General features: G+C 49.6%; 12 protein-coding genes. 6 read left to right on the top strand and 6 right to left on the bottom strand.

Annotated features, from left to right (window positions below):
• Positions 1-47: 47 nt before the first annotated feature.
• On the bottom strand, positions 48-977 hold the full coding sequence (kdgK, locus tag FEM44_RS08750; RefSeq protein WP_135522597.1) for a 2-dehydro-3-deoxygluconokinase: 930 nt from the start codon (positions 975-977) through the stop codon (positions 48-50).
• Between the two features lie 232 nt (positions 978-1209).
• Here kdgK and pdeH point away from each other — a divergent pair, with 232 nt between their 5' ends.
• Together pdeH and FEM44_RS08740 are read left to right on the top strand one after the other, a co-directional pair.
• Positions 1210-1977, top strand: coding sequence for a cyclic-guanylate-specific phosphodiesterase (gene pdeH / locus FEM44_RS08745; RefSeq protein WP_135522598.1), 768 nt, complete (start codon positions 1210-1212; stop codon positions 1975-1977).
• A 68-nt stretch (positions 1978-2045) separates the two neighbouring features.
• Entirely contained in the window at positions 2046-4106 is a 2061-nt protein-coding gene (locus tag FEM44_RS08740; RefSeq protein ID WP_135522599.1) for an AsmA family protein, read from the top strand.
• A gap of 40 nt (positions 4107-4146) precedes the next feature.
• Here FEM44_RS08740 and FEM44_RS08735 read toward each other — a convergent pair whose 3' ends face one another.
• The 3 genes from FEM44_RS08735 to FEM44_RS08725 form a co-directional block, all read right to left on the bottom strand.
• Positions 4147-5469 (bottom strand): MFS transporter, encoded by a 1323-nt coding sequence (locus tag FEM44_RS08735; protein WP_130216306.1) that lies wholly within the window; start codon positions 5467-5469, stop codon positions 4147-4149.
• A 391-nt stretch (positions 5470-5860) separates the two neighbouring features.
• Positions 5861-6874, bottom strand: coding sequence for an inner membrane protein YhjD (gene yhjD / locus FEM44_RS08730; RefSeq protein WP_138158974.1), 1014 nt, complete (start codon positions 6872-6874; stop codon positions 5861-5863).
• Between the two features lie 48 nt (positions 6875-6922).
• On the bottom strand, positions 6923-7822 hold the full coding sequence (locus FEM44_RS08725) for a LysR family transcriptional regulator (protein WP_205713477.1): 900 nt from the start codon (positions 7820-7822) through the stop codon (positions 6923-6925).
• 515 nt (positions 7823-8337) lie between these two features.
• Between FEM44_RS08725 and FEM44_RS08720 the strand changes: the two genes are divergently transcribed.
• Positions 8338-8940: a helix-turn-helix transcriptional regulator gene (locus tag FEM44_RS08720; RefSeq protein WP_130216310.1), complete on the top strand. Its 603-nt coding sequence runs from the start codon at positions 8338-8340 to the stop codon at positions 8938-8940.
• Between the two features lie 50 nt (positions 8941-8990).
• Here the strand turns inward: FEM44_RS08720 and FEM44_RS08715 are convergent, their stop codons facing one another.
• On the bottom strand, positions 8991-10640 hold the full coding sequence (locus FEM44_RS08715; RefSeq protein WP_135522602.1) for an alpha,alpha-trehalase: 1650 nt from the start codon (positions 10638-10640) through the stop codon (positions 8991-8993).
• 498 nt (positions 10641-11138) lie between these two features.
• On the opposite strand from FEM44_RS08715, the gene FEM44_RS08710 reads away from it, so the two are divergent.
• From FEM44_RS08710 to gadW, 3 genes are all read left to right on the top strand, one after another.
• Positions 11139-12539, top strand: coding sequence for a glutamate decarboxylase (locus tag FEM44_RS08710; protein WP_138158972.1), 1401 nt, complete (start codon positions 11139-11141; stop codon positions 12537-12539).
• Positions 12540-12934: 395 nt separating this feature from the next.
• The gene (gadX, locus tag FEM44_RS08705) at positions 12935-13750 is read left to right on the top strand and encodes a DNA-binding transcriptional regulator GadX (RefSeq protein ID WP_135523885.1); all 816 of its coding nucleotides are present in this window, start codon (positions 12935-12937) and stop codon (positions 13748-13750) included.
• Positions 13751-14118: 368 nt separating this feature from the next.
• Positions 14119-14847 (top strand): acid resistance transcriptional activator GadW, encoded by a 729-nt coding sequence (gene gadW / locus FEM44_RS08700; RefSeq protein ID WP_135523862.1) that lies wholly within the window; start codon positions 14119-14121, stop codon positions 14845-14847.
• A gap of 363 nt (positions 14848-15210) precedes the next feature.
• Here the strand turns inward: gadW and mdtF are convergent, their stop codons facing one another.
• Entirely contained in the window at positions 15211-18324 is a 3114-nt protein-coding gene (mdtF, locus tag FEM44_RS08695; RefSeq protein WP_135523863.1) for a multidrug efflux pump RND permease MdtF, read from the bottom strand.
• Positions 18325-18336 lie beyond the last annotated feature (12 nt).

The raw sequence follows: 18336 nt of genomic DNA, 5'->3' as shown, positions 1-18336 counted from the left end.
AACTATTAACGGAGAACGAATATCTATCCGTTCTCCGCCAAAAACCATTACGCTGGCATCGCTTCACGCGGGATAATCGCGCCGCGATACTGAATAACGGTACTTGCGGTCAAATGCCCACGTTTCGCGGCATCTTCCGCACTGCCGCCTGTCAGACGTACCGCCAGATAACCGGCGCTGAAAGAGTCACCCGCAGCAGTGGTGTCGATCACTTTTTCTTTCGGCAATTTCACCGCCGGAACATCCACTAACCCTTCACCAGCAATGGACACCAGGCAAGAATCTGCCCCGCGTTTCACCACCACTTCTTTCACGCCTGCGTTATGGGTACGCGCAATAACGTCTTCCACCGGTTGTTGACCCCACAGCGCGTCTTCGTCGTCCAGCGTCAGGAAGGCGATATCCGTGCATTCCAGCATCTGCTGATACACCTGCTGCGTCTCTTCTTTGCTGGCCCACAGGCGCGGACGGTAGTTATTGTCGAAAATCACTTTTCCGCCATTGGCGCGGCATTTGCGCAGCAGAGCAAGCAGCTTCTCGCGGCTGGTTGGGCTTAAAATCGCCAGGCTAATCCCGCTCAGGTAGAGATAATCGAAATTCGCCAGCTCTGCGCAAATCGCCGCTGACTGCTCGCTCTCCAGCCAGAATTTTGCCGCGGCTTCGTTACGCCAGTAGTAGAACGTACGTTCGCCAGTGTCATCGGTTTCAATGTAGTAAAGGCCCGGCAGGCGGTTTTCCATCCGTTGGGTCAGGGAAGTATCAACGTTCTCGCTGTGCCAGGCGTCCAACATCTGCTGACTAAAACTGTCCGTTCCCAGCGCCGTCACGTAATGAACGGTTAATGCCGCAGGATCGACCTGACGGGCGATGTAGACGGAGGTGTTCAGGGTATCGCCGCCGAAACCGCGCTTAACGTCTGCGCCTTTCTCGGAAAGCTCAATCATGCATTCGCCAATCACGGCAATCTTTTTGGACATAGTCGTGAACCTGATCTGTAAAAAAATTAGCGTTAGTTTGCGCTGTGGTGGTTTGTTGGTCAACTATATTAAAACACTGTTCCATTATTTTTTTGAGCCAGAACGTATTCCTGGACGATTTCGCCGCAGGACGGGCAAATTTAGCCGCTTCGGGCGGTAAAGTTCTGACGTTGCGCGCCGATAACATTTGTCGAGTCCGGGCAGCATCACTTTTAAACACAGGACATCTTCGATGATAAGGCAGGTTATTCAGCGAATAAGCCATCCTGAAGCAAGTATCGAAAGCTTGCAGGAACGACGCTTTTGGTTGCAGTGTGAACGTGCTTACACCTGGCAACCGATTTACCAGACATCCGGTCGGTTGATGGCCGTAGAGCTATTAACGGTCGTTACTCATCCCGAGGATCCTTCGCAACGACTGCCGCCGGATCGTTATTTTGCTGAAATCACCATCAGACATCGTATGGATGTGGTGAAAGAACAGATTGATTTGCTGGCGCAAAAAGCCGTGTTCTTTGTTGAGCATGGCCTGCTGGCATCGGTTAATATCGATGGTCCGACACTTCTCGCCCTACGTCAGCAGCCGGAAATTTTGCGTCAGATTGACCGCCTTCCCTGGCTGCGTTTTGAACTGGTAGAACATATCCGCCTGCCAAAAGATTCAACCTTTGCCTCGATGTGCGAATTTGGTCCGCTATGGCTTGATGATTTTGGCACCGGGATGGCAAATTTCTCCGCGCTAAGTGAAGTCCGTTATGACTACATTAAAATCGCTCGCGAACTGTTTGTGATGCTGCGCCAGTCGCCGGAAGGCCGCACGCTCTTTTCGCAGCTTTTACATCTAATGAATCGCTATTGTCGCGGGGTGATTGTCGAGGGCGTGGAAACGCCGGAAGAGTGGCTCGATGTACAGAACTCGCCCGCATTCGCCGCACAGGGCTGGTTTCTTTCGCGTCCGGCACCGATAGAAACGCTGGATACGGTGGCTCTGGTGGTGTAGCCGCCTCATTTTCCGCCTGGCTGGACTATCTTTAGGACTGGCCCAGGAAGAATATGAGGAAGCGAACTATGAGCAAGGCAGGCAAAATAACCGCTTCGATTTCAGGGGCTTTCTTGTTGTTGCTCGTTGTGGCGATCATTTTGATTGCGACTTTTGACTGGAATCGACTCAAACCGACCATCAACCAGAAAGTCTCTGCGGAGCTGAATCGTCCGTTCGCTATTCGTGGCGATCTGGGCGTGGTATGGGAGCGGCAAAAACAGGAAACCGGCTGGCGCAGCTGGGTGCCGTGGCCCCATGTACACGCGGAAGACATCATTCTCGGCAACCCGCCAGACATTCCCGAAGTCACAATGGTGCATCTGCCACGGGTAGAAGCAACGCTGGCCCCTCTGGCGCTGCTGACCAAAACGGTCTGGCTACCGTGGATCAAACTGGAAAAGCCCGACGCACGCCTGATTCGCCTCTCAGAAAAGAACAACAACTGGACGTTTAATCTCGCCAGCGATGACAACAAAGACGCGAATGCAAAGCCGTCGGCGTGGTCGTTTCGGCTGGATAATATTCTGTTCGATCAAGGGCGGATCGCTATTGATGACAAAGTAAGCAAAGCGGATCTGGAAATTTTTGTCGATCCATTAGGCAAGCCGTTACCGTTCAGTGAAGTCAGCGGATCGAAAGGTAAGAACGAGAAAGAAAAGGTGGGCGATTACGTTTTTGGCCTGAAGGCGCAGGGACGTTATAACGGCGAACCGCTCACTGGCACGGGAAAAATCGGCGGCATGCTGGCGCTGCGTGGCGAAGGGACGCCGTTTCCGGTACAGGCTGATTTCCGCTCTGGTAACACCCGTGTTGCTTTTGATGGCGTAGTGAATGACCCAATGAAAATGGGCGGCGTCGATTTACGGCTTAAATTTTCCGGCGATTCGCTGGGCGATCTCTATGAACTGACGGGCGTTCTGCTGCCTGATACCCCACCGTTTGAAACCGATGGTCGGCTGGTAGCGAAAATTGACACGGAAAAATCGTCGGTCTTTGATTATCGTGGCTTTAACGGGCGTATTGGCGATAGCGATATTCACGGTTCTCTGGTCTACACCACCGGTAAGCCACGGCCAAAACTGGAAGGTGATGTCGAGTCGCGGCAATTGCGGCTGGCTGATTTAGGGCCGTTAATTGGCGTTGATTCCGGTAAAGGAGCGGAAAAGTCGAAACGGTCTGAACAGAAGAAGGGCGAAAAAAGCGTTCAGCCTGCGGGCAAAGTGCTGCCGTATGACCGCTTCGAAACCGATAAATGGGACGTCATGGATGCCGATGTTCGATTCAAAGGCCGTCGTATTGAGCATGGCAGCAGCCTGCCGATTAGCGATCTTTCTACCCATATCATCCTCAAAAACGCTGACCTACGCCTGCAACCGCTGAAATTTGGCATGGCGGGCGGCAGCATTGCGGCGAATATTCATCTGGAAGGCGATAAAAAGCCGATGCAAGGACGGGCAGATATTCAGGCTCGTCGGCTGAAACTGAAAGAACTGATGCCGGATGTGGAATTGATGCAGAAGACGCTGGGGGAAATGAACGGTGATGCGGAACTACGCGGTAGCGGTAACTCAGTGGCGGCGCTTTTGGGGAACAGTAACGGTAACCTGAAACTGTTGATGAATGACGGGCTGGTGAGCCGCAACCTGATGGAGATTGTCGGGCTGAACGTCGGTAACTACATTGTCGGTGCGATTTTCGGTGATGATGAGGTGCGGGTGAACTGCGCGGCAGCAAATCTGAATATTGCCAACGGCGTGGCGCGTCCGCAGATTTTTGCTTTTGATACTGAGAACGCGTTGATTAATGTTACCGGCACGGCAAGTTTTGCTTCGGAACAGCTGGATTTGACTATTGATCCGGAGAGTAAAGGGATTCGGATTATCACACTGCGTTCGCCGCTGTATGTGCGTGGGACGTTTAAAAATCCGCAGGCTGGGGTGAAAGCCGGGCCGTTAATTGCCCGAGGTGCTGTTGCGGCGGCACTGGCAACGCTGGTGACGCCTGCGGCGGCGTTACTGGCGCTGATTTCCCCTTCAGAAGGTGAAGCTAATCAGTGCCGGATGATTTTGTCGCAGATGAAGAAGTGATGGAAATTGCCGGATGTCTGACATCCGGCGGTTAAACAGATTACAACGACTGATGTCGCGTCTCATGCGTCAGCAGCAGGGCGATTAACGTCAAGCCAGCCATTGCCGCCAGATATAACCCCACCGCACCTAACCCGTAGTTAGTTTGCAACCAGGCCGCGATATACGGCGCAACGGAAGCCCCGAGAATCGACGATACGTTGTAAGAGAATGATGCTCCGGTGTAACGCACTTCTGTCGGGAACAGCTCTGGTAACAGCGCGCCCATCGGCCCGAAGGTCAGCCCCATCAGGCTTAACCCCAGCAGCAGGAAAGCAAAAACCAGAATCGGATTGCCAGAACCGAGCAGTGGATTAAAGGCGAACAGCGCGAACAGGATGATAAGCGTCGTGATGATCACCATGCTTTTACGCCGCCCAAAGGCATCGGCCAGCAATCCGGCTACTGGTACCATCACGCCAAAACCAATAACTGCCATCATCAGCATCCACAGCACTTCATTGCGCGGCAGGCCAAGCCCAATTGGCGCGGCGGCGGTACTGAAGGTCATAGAGTAGACGGTCATGATGTAAAACAGCGTATAGGTTGCCAGCATGATGAAGGTACCGAGCACCGTGACGCGTACGTGTTTGGTCAGCAGAGTACCCAGCGGGATCTTCACCTGCTTTTTCGCTTTAGCGACTTTCTCAAACACCGGTGACTCATGCAGCGACACGCGAACATACAGGCCGATAATGACCAGCACCGCCGAGAAGATAAACGGCACGCGCCAGCCCCAGCTCATAAACTGCTCATCAGTCAGCAGCCAGGAAAGCAGCAGAAAAGTGCCGTTAGCAAAGAAGAAGCCAATCGGTGCGCCCAGCTGTGGGAAGGATCCGTACAGCGCACGTTTACGCGGTGGTGCGTTCTCGGTTGCCAGCAGCGCTGCGCCACCCCATTCACCGCCTAATCCCAGACCTTGACCAAATCGAGCCAGTGCCAGCAGCAGCGGGGCGAAAATACCAATCGTGGCGTAGCCCGGCAGCAGACCAATCACCACTGTTGAAATCCCCATCGTTAGCAACGAGGCGACCAGCGTCGCTTTACGCCCAACGCGATCGCCGAAATGACCAAATACGGCAGAACCGATTGGGCGTGCGACGAAAGCGATGGCGAAGGTAGCGAGCGATTGTAGCGTCGCTGCCGCCGGATCACCCTGCGGGAAGAAGATATGCGGGAACACAATAACGGCCGCAGTGGCGTAAATGTAGAAGTCGAAGAACTCAATGGCCGTGCCAATGAGGGAGGCGACAAGGACTTTATTACGTGAGTTTATCGGCTTGTATTCTTGCTCGTTGTCGAGTGTTGTGGCTGTTGCTTGCATAATCTTTTCTTATTTTTTGGCGAACGAATAGCCATATTACGCACAGCAAAAGTGATATTTCAATGTGTAACAAATCGCGGAAAAGGTTAAAAATCAGGCAAAAAGCGGATAATGTTTAGACTAGTGATTTTTCTTCTATGAAATGCTTCACATAATTTCATAAATGGTGGATAAAACTGGTTTCAGGTTAAATAAAAGTTACCAACTGGATTTATATGCTGATATGGTAAGGAGTGGGGTAGTAAAATACCTGGTTGATGGTTTTGATGCCGGTGTCGGATGCGACGCTTGCGCGTCTTATCCGACCTACAGGGGCTTATCCGGCCTACGGGGAGCCAGGTCGAATAAATTCGTAGGCCGAATAAGGCGTTTACGCCGCATCCGACCTATTTTAATGCTGCGTTTTCCCCGGCATTCGCGGGTCGTCTTTGTATTCGGCGGTGGCAATCCACGCCGCGCAAAACAACGTCAGACGGGCAAAGAAGTAAAAAAACGCCATCAGCCCCAGCACGGAACCAAATGCCGCGCCAGAGGGGGATTTCATCAGCGACGGCAGGGTATACGTCATCACGATTTTTATTACTTCAAAACCAATCGCCGCAAGGAATGTCCCGCGAATCAGCGCCTTTCTACGCGGGCGGTGGCGCGGCAACCGCCAGAAGATCCAGAAGAAAAGCAGATAGTTGGCGAAGATAGAAATCGCCATGCCAATCAACCGCCACGTTGGTTTCAGCCACTCAATGCTGTTCAGGTGCAGCGCGCTGATAATCATTTGTTGCGCAGAACCTGCAACGGAAGTGATCGAGAGCGTCACAATCAGCGCAATCAACAAACCAATCAGCGAAATAAAGTCACGCAGATATTTTACCCAGAACTTCTCCTGATCTTGCGGCGAACGTTCCCAAACATCACGCGATTGAGCGCGAATTGCTTCACGCAAATTTCCCATCCAGTTAATCCCGGAATAAAGCGCCACCGCAAGGCCGACAAGCCCTACGGTCGTACGCTGCTGAACGGCGGTGTTGATGGTGTTTTTCAATGTGGCCGCCAGCGTCGGATCGCTGATGTTTTGCAGAATTTTGTCGAAGATATCCTGCAGCAGCATCGGATGGGAGGCCAGCACAAAGCCCCCTGCGGCAAACGACACCATCAAAATCGGGATCATCGATAAAAACGAGAAATAAGTGATTGCCGCGCCAAACTGGTTACCCAGCCGATCATTGAAGCGTTCTGTCGCGCGTATCAGGTGAGCGATGATTGGTTGACGTTGGACTTTCCCGGCAGTGGTGGTGACGGTTTCCAACGCCTGACTGACTTTGCTGCCTTTATCGCTATTATCCAGATGTTTAATCGGCTCGTGCTGCAGATCCTGGGTGGGACGTTTGATCTCGTTTTCCTGCGTCATCCGCTCTTTAGTCCTTCTGTCGTTGTCTGTCTTTAAAAGTATAGTCGGTCAGTCCAGGTGCTCTTTTATTACGCCAGCCAGCCACTGCATAAACAGATTTACACGGCGGGAAAGCTCCCGACGCTGGGGATAAACCAGAGAAATGGATAGCGGCTCGGCGCGGTGGTTGGGCAACACTTCAATAAGCCGCCCGGCGCGTAGGGCTTCGCGCACGGCGACGCGGGGGATTTGAATAATACCCAGACCCGCCAGGCCGGCGGCGAGATAGGTTTCGCTACTGTTTACCGTCAACATGCCGCCGGACTTAAACCACTGGACGCCATTACTGGTGGCAACCTCAAAACCTAATGGATGCGCGCCCAAATGCGGCGTGTAATGCACCACCGCGTGCGAAGTCAGATCGTCCACACTTTGTGGATAACCAAAACGCGTCAGATAGTGCGGGCTGGCACAGTTGATCATCGTCAGTTTGCCGAGGGGGCGGGTAATAATACCCTCGTCGGGCAACGATCCAGTGCGCATCACGCAATCATAGCCATCACGAAGAATATCAATCGCCCGGTCACTGCTACTTAATTCCAGTTCAATCCCTGGGTACTGATGAAGAAATTCTGGCAGGCGCGGCAGCAACAGGTTTTTCGCAATTCCGAGCGGGATATCGACGCGTAATTTGCCGCTGATGCTGGTGGTATCCTGCTGAAACAGGCCGTCCAGTTCGTTGAGATTACTCAACACATCTTTCGCTCGTTGGTAATAGGTCATGCCGTCGGGGGTAAGTTTGACCCGCCGCGTAGTGCGCTGCAGCAACTGGGTGCCAAGCTGATGTTCCAGCGCCTGTATCTGGCGTGAAACACTTCCCTTTGGCAGAGCAAAGAAATCCGCTGCGCGGGAAAAACTTTCCAGCTCTGCGACCTTAATGAACAACTGCATTGCGTGAATTTTATCCATTTCTTTGACCGATTGTTGTTCACAGCGAAACAGTAACGCGTATATCGCATTATTTATTGTTTTTTCTAGCATCTAATGCAAGGTTTCACAATGTAGTAATGATTAATACAGGTATTTTTTAGAAGGAAATGTCTGATTAGCTGCACGGAAAAGGAAAATTAACGCTTGAAAGACTGTCTTTTCAGCAAATTCCTGCAAAATAGTAAATGTAGTATTGGCTATTCGTGCGCAATTTAATCGTTTTGCGGTCAGGTATTTAGTCAGTTCTCGCGAAAATCACGGTTTATTTGAATGGCGGCCAGATGAAGATATAAGGATATCCTCAAAAATGTTTTAAATAATGCCCTCGACATGTAATTTCAGGCTGTCAGCTGTAACTATTTATATCGGTAACTATTTTCCACATTGCATATCTGTAGAATGGCTACCGCCAAATGGCGAATTCTTATTTTGCCTCTCGGGTAATACCCTTCCCCTACTTAAGAGTTTTAACGTATCCAGGTGGAGATTCAGTAATGCATATAATCATGTTTGACAGGCAGTCAATATTTATTCACGGAATGAAAATCAGCTTACAGCAGCGTATTCCAGGAGTGAGTATTCAGGGCGTCGATCAGGCAGATGCACTGTGGCAAAAACTGGAAAGCTCCCCTGAAGCCTTAGTCATGCTTGATGGCGATCAGGATGGTGAGTTTTGCTACTGGTTACTGCAAAAAACCGTAGTGCAATTTCCTGATGTTAAAGTGTTGATAACGGCGACAGATTGCAGCAAACGATGGTTACAGGAAGTTATCCATTTTAACGTGATGGCAATTGTACCGCGTGATTCAGCCGTCGAGACGTTTGCATTGGCGGTAAATAGCGCGGCGATGGGAATGATGTTTCTGCCCGGAGACTGGCGAACTACACCGGAAAAAGACACAAAAGATCTCAAATCGCTAAGCGCCCGCCAGCGGGAAATTTTAACTATGCTGGCGGCAGGTGAATCAAATAAAGAGATCGGCAGGGCGCTAAATATCAGTACCGGAACGGTTAAAGCGCATCTGGAGTCGCTTTACCGCCGCCTGGAAGTGAAAAACCGCACTCAGGCGGCGATGATGTTAAATATCGCCTCCTGAAGAGGGTAATTTTATAGCCAGCAGGTTGTTCGTGGCTGGCTGTAAAAATATTACGGTTCGCCGTACAAACCTATCAGGCGCCGTACCACACCGTTGGTCCAGCCAAATCCATCCTGCAACGGATATTCGCCCCCGCCGCCCTCACGGGGAATGCCATCGGCAATATGGTATTTCTCGATCAGTTTGTGGTGTTCCAGGTAAAACTGGTTCACTGTCTTCAGCCAGCTACGCGCGATTTCATCACCCAGATAGTCATCGGCGTACATTTTAAATCCCTGAATCGCCATCCACTGCAACGGCGCCCAGCCGTTGGGTTTATCCCATTGTTCTCCGGTTTCATACTCGCTCGCCAGAATCCCACCCGGCGTCAGTAAACGGCTACGTACGGCGTTTGCCAGGCGGTCTGCCTGTTCGTGATTCGCCATGCCCACGTATAACGGCACAATAGCGGCAGCGGAAAAGAGGGCTAACTGCTCGCGCCGCCAGTCGTAATCGCGGTAGATGCCGTTTTCATCATCCCAGAGATAACGGTTAACTGCATCGCGGCGGGCGCTGGCTTTCTGGCGGAACAGCGTTTCTGTCTCTTTCTCACCTTTCAGCGCCGAGATGTTGGCAATGGCGCTCTCCAGTTTAAACAGGAAAGCATTAAGGTCGATGGGGATGAATTGGGTAGTACGAATGCTTGCCAGACGGCCCGCGTCACGTAGCCAGCGTGATGAGTAATCCCAGCCAGAGGCGGCACCTGCGCGCAAATCGCGATACACCTCGTTAGGCGGGCGACCGGAGTGTTTCGCGGTTTCCACATCTTCCAGCCAGGATTCATCGCGCGGCGTGTCGCGGTCATCCCAATAACGGTTGAGCAGGGCGCCGTCCGGCATCCGCACCACATGGCGATAGGCCTGATTCGGAATCAGTGATTCTGCGCCGTCCATCCAGAAGGCATATTCCATTTTCAGGTGGTCGAGATAGCGGCGTGCACCGCGCACACCATCTTCTTCAAATAGCTCCACCATCAACGCAAAAACCGGTGGCTGCGAGCGGCTCAAATAATAGGTGCGGTTGCCGTTGGGGATGTGGCCATAGTTTTCTATCATCCAGGCGAAGTTGTCGGCCATGCATTTCAGTAAATCCTCACGCCCGCTCTCTGCCAGCCCCAGCATGGTGAAATAGGAATCCCAATAGTAGGTTTCGCTAAAACGGCCCCCCGGGACAATGTACGATTGCGGTAGCGCCAGCAGGGAAGACCAGGGAATATGATCCTGGGGTTCGCGGGTTAACACCGGCCATAGTTGGTCGATATGCTCTTTCAGGGAATTTTGCGGGTCCGATACATACTCGCTGGAGTAGACTTCCGGCAGCCAGAAGTGCTTTTCAACAAACTGGCGTAAGTCGAAATCGCGATGACGGCGCACTTTACGATAGCGGATTAAGATATCCAGCGGGTCCATTTTGGGGGCGCAGTCAGGGAAGGTTTTGCTGTCAGGGAAAATTTTCGCCGACTGGACATGCTCGAACAGTTCGAGATAACGATCGGCAGGGGTCAGCGCATCAGAGGCGGGTAGCCCCTCAATCATCTCGGGTTCTGGCTCTGCCTCCATCATCTCATCCAGTTTTAATTCATACGGATCCAGCTCATAGCAGAGATCGACTTCGATCATCCGTTCATCTGGATTAAGGTTTTGAATTTTCTGATTGAGCATAAGGATCCGACCTCCGAAATTCGTCTCTAATTATCGGGCTTTCCTTTAAGAGTAGTCATTCGCTACGGTCGATGGGGGATGAAGTGTGCGGAAGATCACGTTTATTAATGTGTCAAAAAATATAACCCATTAATATACAAAGAAAATGAGTGATAAACGTTTTTTTGCGAAATTTCATTTTCGGAACATTCACGCACTCTATGATAAAAGCAAGTACATCGTTGTTGTTACAAATAAGAGTGGCGGTTATCTGTGTAAGAATGCCGAAGGAAGTAAAATCTATTTGGTAATTAAAGAAATAACAGGCATTCCTCAAATATATATTTGAAATCAATTTGGTAATTTCTGGTGTAAATATTAATAGTGCTCTTTTATTATATAAATAAATCAATTTTATGCTTAGGATTTTGTTATTTAAATTATACCCGTAACCCCTTGCGCCCATTCCAGATAAATCCTACTTTTTTATTGCCTTCAAATAAATTTAAGGAGTTCGAAATGGACCAGAAGCTGTTAACGGATTTCCGCTCAGAACTACTCGACTCGCGTTTTGGCGCGAAGGCAATTTCTACTATCGCGGAATCTAAACATTTTCCGCTGCATGAAATGCGTGATGATGTCGCATTTCAAATTATCAATGATGAATTATTTCTCGACGGTAACGCTCGTCAGAATCTGGCAACTTTTTGCCAGACCTGGGACGACGAAAATGTCCATAAATTGATGGACCTGTCGATCAATAAAAACTGGATCGACAAAGAAGAATATCCGCAATCCGCAGCCATCGACCTGCGCTGTGTAAATATGGTTGCTGACCTGTGGCACGCGCCTGCACCGAAAAACGGCCAGGCCGTTGGCACCAACACCATTGGTTCTTCCGAGGCCTGTATGCTCGGTGGGATGGCGATGAAATGGCGTTGGCGCAAGCGTATGGAAGCCGCAGGTAAGCCGACCGATAAACCAAACCTGGTCTGCGGTCCGGTGCAAATCTGCTGGCATAAATTTGCCCGCTACTGGGATGTCGAGCTGCGTGAGATCCCTATGCGTCCCGGCCAGCTATTTATGGATCCGAAACGCATGATTGAGGCCTGCGACGAAAACACCATCGGCGTGGTGCCGACTTTCGGCGTGACCTATACCGGTAACTATGAATTCCCGCAACCACTGCACGATGCACTGGATAAATTCCAGGCCGACACCGGTATCTACATCGACATGCACATTGACGCCGCCAGCGGTGGATTCCTTGCGCCGTTCGTGGCACCGGATATTGTCTGGGACTTCCGCCTGCCGCGCGTGAAATCGATCAGTGCTTCAGGCCATAAATTCGGTCTGGCTCCGCTGGGCTGCGGCTGGGTTATCTGGCGTGACGAAGAAGCGCTGCCGAAAGAACTGGTATTCAACGTTGACTATCTCGGCGGTCAGATTGGTACTTTCGCCATCAACTTCTCCCGTCCGGCGGGTCAGGTGATTGCCCAGTACTATGAATTCCTGCGCCTCGGTCGTGAAGGCTATACCAAAGTACAGAACGCCTCTTACCAGGTTGCTGCTTACCTGGCGGATGAAATCGCCAAACTGGGGCCGTATGAGTTCATCTGTACGGGGCGCCCGGATGAAGGTATCCCGGCGGTGTGCTTCAAACTGAAAGACGGGGAAAATCCAGGATATACCCTGTATGACCTTTCCGAACGTCTGCGTCTGCGCGGCTGGCAGGTTCCGGCATTTACCCTCGGCGGTGAAGCCACCGACATCGTGGTAATGCGCATTATGTGCCGCCGTGGCTTCGAAATGGACTTCGCTGAACTGTTACTGGAAGACTACAAAGCCTCCCTGAAATACCTCAGCGATCACCCGAAACTGCAGGGTATTGCCCAGCAGAACAGCTTTAAACATACCTGATAACAGAATGTCACCTGCATGCCAGGAGCATGCGGGTGTAATTCATTCACGGTAAAGAAATATATCCTATAAATAAGAGCAGTGGCGTAATGATCAGGATGCTAATTCTGATCATTTTTTTGTTTTTTGGGAAATTCAGATAATTGAATAAATTGCAATGTAAATTAAATCTTGTGCAAATTACAATAGAATGCATCAGTTATTATTCATATCCGTTATTATTGCTTATTTTTTTCTCTAACAGATTGAAAAATAAGTGACCCGGAACAATGCTTCTAACCACTTAGGGTGCTACTCTTTTTTTCGTTTAAACTTTGTTTAAGTCGCGATTTGACTTAGGGTGTTGGCGTGCTACATTAAATACAACAATATGTTTCTGTTATAGTGTATTAATGATGCAATCACTACATGGAGCTTGTTTAATTGCGTACGCAAAGCATAAATATATTCTCACCATGCAGAATGGTGAATATCGCTGTTTTAACGGTGGTGATTTGGTTTTTGCGGATGCAAACCAGATTGTAGTTGATAAATGTGCAGAGAACGTAGTCTTTGTCACGAAGGAAACACTTTCATTATTTCTCCCGATGCTCAAGGAGGAGGCATTAAATCTTCATGCCTGTAAAAAAGTTCCTTCGTTAATCGTTCATCACTGTACACGAGATATCCCTGTTTTTCAGGAAGTTATACAACTTTCGCAGAGTAAAAATCTCCGCTATGGTGAGGTTTTACGTAAAAGGGCATTAATATTCGCGATATTGTCGATTTTTCTTGAAGATGAACAGTTTATAGCGCTACTCATGAATATCCTACAGCCCAATATGCGAACGCGGGTTTGTACGGTTATTAACCGTAATATCGCTCATGAATGGTCATTGGCGAAAATAGCCAGCGAGTTATTGATGAGTCCAAGTTTGTTAAAGAAAAAATTGCGTGAAGAAGAGACGTCTTATTCGCAACTGCTTACCGAATGTAGAATGCGACGTGCGTTACAACTCATTGTAATTCATGGCTTTTCTATAAAGCGAGTGGCCGTGTCGTGTGGCTATAACAGTGTGTCGTATTTTATTTATGTTTTTCGTAATTATTATGGCATGACACCGACAGAGTATCATGAACGAATAGCTGAAAGAGGGTGTGATAACCATCTGATGATGGATATTTGTGTAGCAGAAAAGTGTTGTCACCATGAAAGGATAGTAAGGTTATAATTGCTTTTTGAAGATAAAAAAAACCCGGCATAGGGGACCGGGAAGAGGATAGTCTGCCGTCTCCAGACTAATAAGCCGTTATAACACTCCATGTTGGCACGGGAAACTTTGTGCTCTCAGTGGGTTAAATATAACTTTTGCTGGAGATAAGATCAGCCAATTTTTTATAAACATAAGCTATACACAAATTTAAGATATATCACGCATGCATTTACTTTTTATGGCTTAACTGATATATGCGCTTATGTATGTGATTACTTTTTGGTCCTACCAATTTTGGCAGTTTTGGATTTTTACAGGAGTCATACATCATTTCATTTGTATACTGAAATTGTAATGGTTGTAGTAATGGAATATAAGGGCTTGTCATGACACACGTTTGCTCAGTGATCCTCACCCGCCGTTCATTTGATATTTATCATGAGCAGCAGAAACTCTATTTGCAAAAAGAGAGTATTCTTTTGATGGACAAAAATATGGTGGAGAGTTTTCCTTTTGATGAATCCTATGCCCGCAGACTAGATATCGATGAAAGGATCATTAGCTATTACTTGCACAATATCCGTCTTTCGGGGCGGTGTTTAGGGCTGCATGGTAAAAAACGGTTGCTAGTTAACCCAACACCACCAATGCCGCTGGTCACTGCGATATTTGATAGTTTTGCTCAAGAAGATATTGCGTCCAGGACATTAAGTAATATGCTTTACTTTTCCTGCCTTTCGATGTTTTCACGAAATAAAGAACTTATTCCTTTCCTTTTTAATAGCATTAGTACCGTTTCAGGTAAAGTTGAACGCATTATTGGCTGTGATATAGCCAAACGTTGGTATCTGCGTGATATCGCCGAAAAAATGTATACCAGTGAAAGCCTAATCAAGAAAAAATTGCAGGATGAAAATACCTGCTTCAGTAAAATATTGTTGGCCTCGCGAATGTCGATGGCCAGACGATTACTCGAGTTACGACAAATCCCGCTGCCGATGGTCGCAGAAAAATGTGGCTATAGCAGTACGTCGTACTTTATTAATACTTTCCGCCAGTACTATGGCGTAACACCGCACCAGTTTGCGCAACAGTCAGCTGGGACCTTTAACTGACTGGATTTCTCATTCGAAAGTCGGTCAGGATCTCCCTCACACTTCATGTGAAAATCTTTCCTCATTAACTCTGCCGGGTCACCGGCAAGTTTGCTTTCGCAGTTTGCAAAACAGTAAACGTATTTTCAGGAGGAAAAGACGCGGCATGTTCAGGATTATTAAGTTTGCAATTCATACAATTACGGGAATTCTGGTCAGTGTCGTGTTGTTTAAATTGATAACCAATGGTTGGAGCGGGTTCTACTTTCAATGCTGTTTACTGAGTCTGATGTTCCTGGCGGTAAGCTGGCTGTTGAGTGGCGAGTGGTTAGCGGGAAAGAGTAAGGCTGAACCCTCACGTTCAACCTTACTCTCGTTTACGCGTTACGCTTTTTTAAAGCGGGCAAAGAGATGTTCCACCACAACGAAAAAGACCGGAACGAAGTAAATCGCCAGCACCGTTGCTGCAAACATCCCCCCCATAACGCCTGTACCTACTGCGTTTTGCGCACCGGAGCCTGCGCCATGACTGATAACCAGCGGCAGCACGCCGAGAATAAAGGCCAGAGAGGTCATCAGGATTGGGCGTAAGCGCATCCGTGCCGCTTCGATAATCGCTTCCATCGGTGTCTTCCCTTCTTTTTGCATCATCTCAACCGCAAACTCGACAATCAGGATGGCGTTCTTGGCGGAAAGCCCAATGGTGGTTAGCAGACCAACCTGGAAGTAGACGTCATTGCTTAAGCCGCGCAGGTCTGTAGCCAGTAACGCGCCAATTACCCCAAGCGGTACGACCAGCATTACCGAGAATGGAATCGACCAGCTTTCATAAAGTGCGGCGAGGGCAAGGAACACTACGACCAGTGAAATGGCATACAGTGCGGGAGCCTGGTTGGAGGATAACGCTTCCTGATATGACAGCCCGGTCCAGGAGTAGCCGACACCCGCCGGAAGTTTAGCGACCAGATCCGCCATAAATTTCATTGCGTCACCAGTACTTTTTCCTGCCGCCGCTTCACCTAAAATCTCCATTGCTGGAATACCGTTGTAGCGTTCCAGACGTGGTGAGCCGTAGGTCCATTCTGTTGAAGAGTAGGCAGAAAGCGGCGCCATCGTGCCAGAGGCGTTGCGTACATACCATTGGTTGATGTTGTCCGGCAGCATACGGAACGGTGTTCCCGCCTGGACATACACTTTTTTCACTCGTCCCTGGTTAAGGAAGTCGTTAACGTAGCTACTGCCGAAGGCGGTAGAGAGTGTCTGGTTGATATCAGACAGTTCCACGCCCATCGCTTCGGCTTTCGCGGCGTTGACGTTCACTTTGAACATCGGCGTATCTTCCAGGCCGTTCGGGCGAACCGCTGTTACCTGATCAGGTGATTGTGCTGCCAGCGACAACAACTCGTTTCTCGCCTGGGTCAGCTTTTCATGCCCCAGGTTGCCGTTGTCCAGGAGTTCCATATCAAAACCTGATGCTGTACCCAGCTCCGCTACCGCCGGTAAGTTGAACGGGAAAATCACCGCTTTATTGATACTACTCAGAGCCACCATTGCTCGCTGAATGATTGCAGTCACCGAGTTTTCCTCGCCGACGCGTTCAGACCACGGCTTCAGGCTGATAAACGCCAGACCGTTGTTTTGCCCCTGGCCGCTGAAACCAAAGCCGCCAACGGTAAACACCGACTGAACATTATTTTTCTCTTTTGTCAGATAGTAATCGGTCACCTGCTGCAGCACTTTAGTGGTGTTAACCATCGTGGAACCTGATGGTAGCTGTGCAGTGGTCATAAATACCCCCTGATCCTCTTCCGGCAAGAAGGAGGTCGGTGTACGCAGAAACAGCACTGCCATCCCGGCACAAATCAGCAGGTAAACCACCATATAGCGACCCGTGCAGCGCAGCAGTGAGCGGGTACTGTCGGTATAGTGTTGAGTTGATTTTTCAAACAGATGGTTAAATCGCACAAATAACGCATTCTGTTTGTGACCGCCTTCTGGAACGGCTTTCAAAATGGTGGCGCAAAGGGCAGGTGTCAGACTCATCGCCACAAACACCGAAAGCAACATGGAGGAGATCAGCGTAATGGAGAACTGACGATAAATTTCCCCGGTCGCGCCGCTCATAAAGGCCATTGGCATAAACACCGCGGAAAGCACAACGGCAATCCCGACCAGCGCACGTTGGATTTGCCCCATCGATTTATGCGTCGCTTCCTTCGGCGGCAGCTTATCTTCTGCTATCACGCGCTCGACGTTTTCTACCACCACGATAGCATCATCAACCAGCAACCCTATCGCCAGCACCATCCCGAACATGGTGAGGGTGTTGATGGTAAAACCGACCGCCGACAAAATCGCAAATGTGCCGAGAATAACGACCGGAACGGCAATAGTCGGGATAATCGTAGCGCGAATGTTTTGTAAAAACAGATACATGACCAGAAAGACGAGGATGATGGCCTCAACCAGCGTTTTGAAAACTTCCTGGATTGAAATTTTAATAAATGGTGTCGTGTCGTAAGGATAAACCGTCTTCAGGCTGGCGGGGAAATACGCTGATAAGCGGTTGAGCTCTGCTTTTACCGCCCGCGAAGTATCGAGCGCGTTTGCTCCGGTAGCCAGTTTGATGGCGATACCGGCGGCAGGTTTGCCGTTATAGCGCGCCACGGTGGAGTAATCTTCCGCCCCCAGCTCGACGCGGGCAACGTCGCGCAGCAGCACTTGTGAACCATCTTGCTGAACTTTCAGCAGGATTTTGCCAAATTCTTCCGGTGTTTGCAGACGTGTCTGCACAATGATCGAGGCGTTCAGTTGTTGGTCTGCCGCCTGTGGCATTCCGCCCAGTTGACCGCCGGAAATCTGGTTGTTCTGTACCTTGATTTGGGAAATAACATCGGAAGGAACAAGGTTGTATTTATTGAGTTTTTGCGGGTCCAGCCAGATACGCATGGCGTACTCTGAACCAAAGAGCTGCACGCTACCGACACCTGCGGTACGACTTAATGGGTCTTTAATATTAGAAGCCACATAGTCAGCAATGTCGTACTGGTTGAGGCTGCCGTTTTCAGAGATAAACGCTGCCACCATCAGGATATTGCTGCTCGATTTATTGACGCTAATCCCTTGTTGCTGTACTGCTTCGGGGAGTGATGGCATAGCAAGTTGCAGTTTATTCTGCACCTGAACCTGCGCAATATCGGGCGACGTTCCTGTCTCAAAGGTCAGTGTGATGGACGCATTACCCGCCGCATCACTGGTTGATGACATATACATCAGGCCATCAAGTCCATTCATATTTTGCTCAATCACCTGAGTGACTGAATCTTCTACCGTTTGCGCATCAGCCCCCGGATAGGTGGCGCTAACGGTGATGGTCGGTGGTGCAATCTGCGGATATTGCGCCACCGGTAAGTTCATGATCGCCAGCCCGCCTGCGAGCATCAAAATAATGGCAAGTACCCAGGCAAAAACCGGGCGATCAATAAAATAGTTAGCCATGAAAGTCCCCTT

Origin of the sequence: Escherichia sp. E4742, from assembly GCF_005843885.1 — a bacterium.
In the GTDB taxonomy this organism is placed as follows: Bacteria; Pseudomonadota; Gammaproteobacteria; order Enterobacterales; family Enterobacteriaceae; genus Escherichia.
The sequence above is the reverse complement of the archived record's forward strand: the minus strand, read 5'-3'. Positions and strand labels throughout refer to the sequence as shown.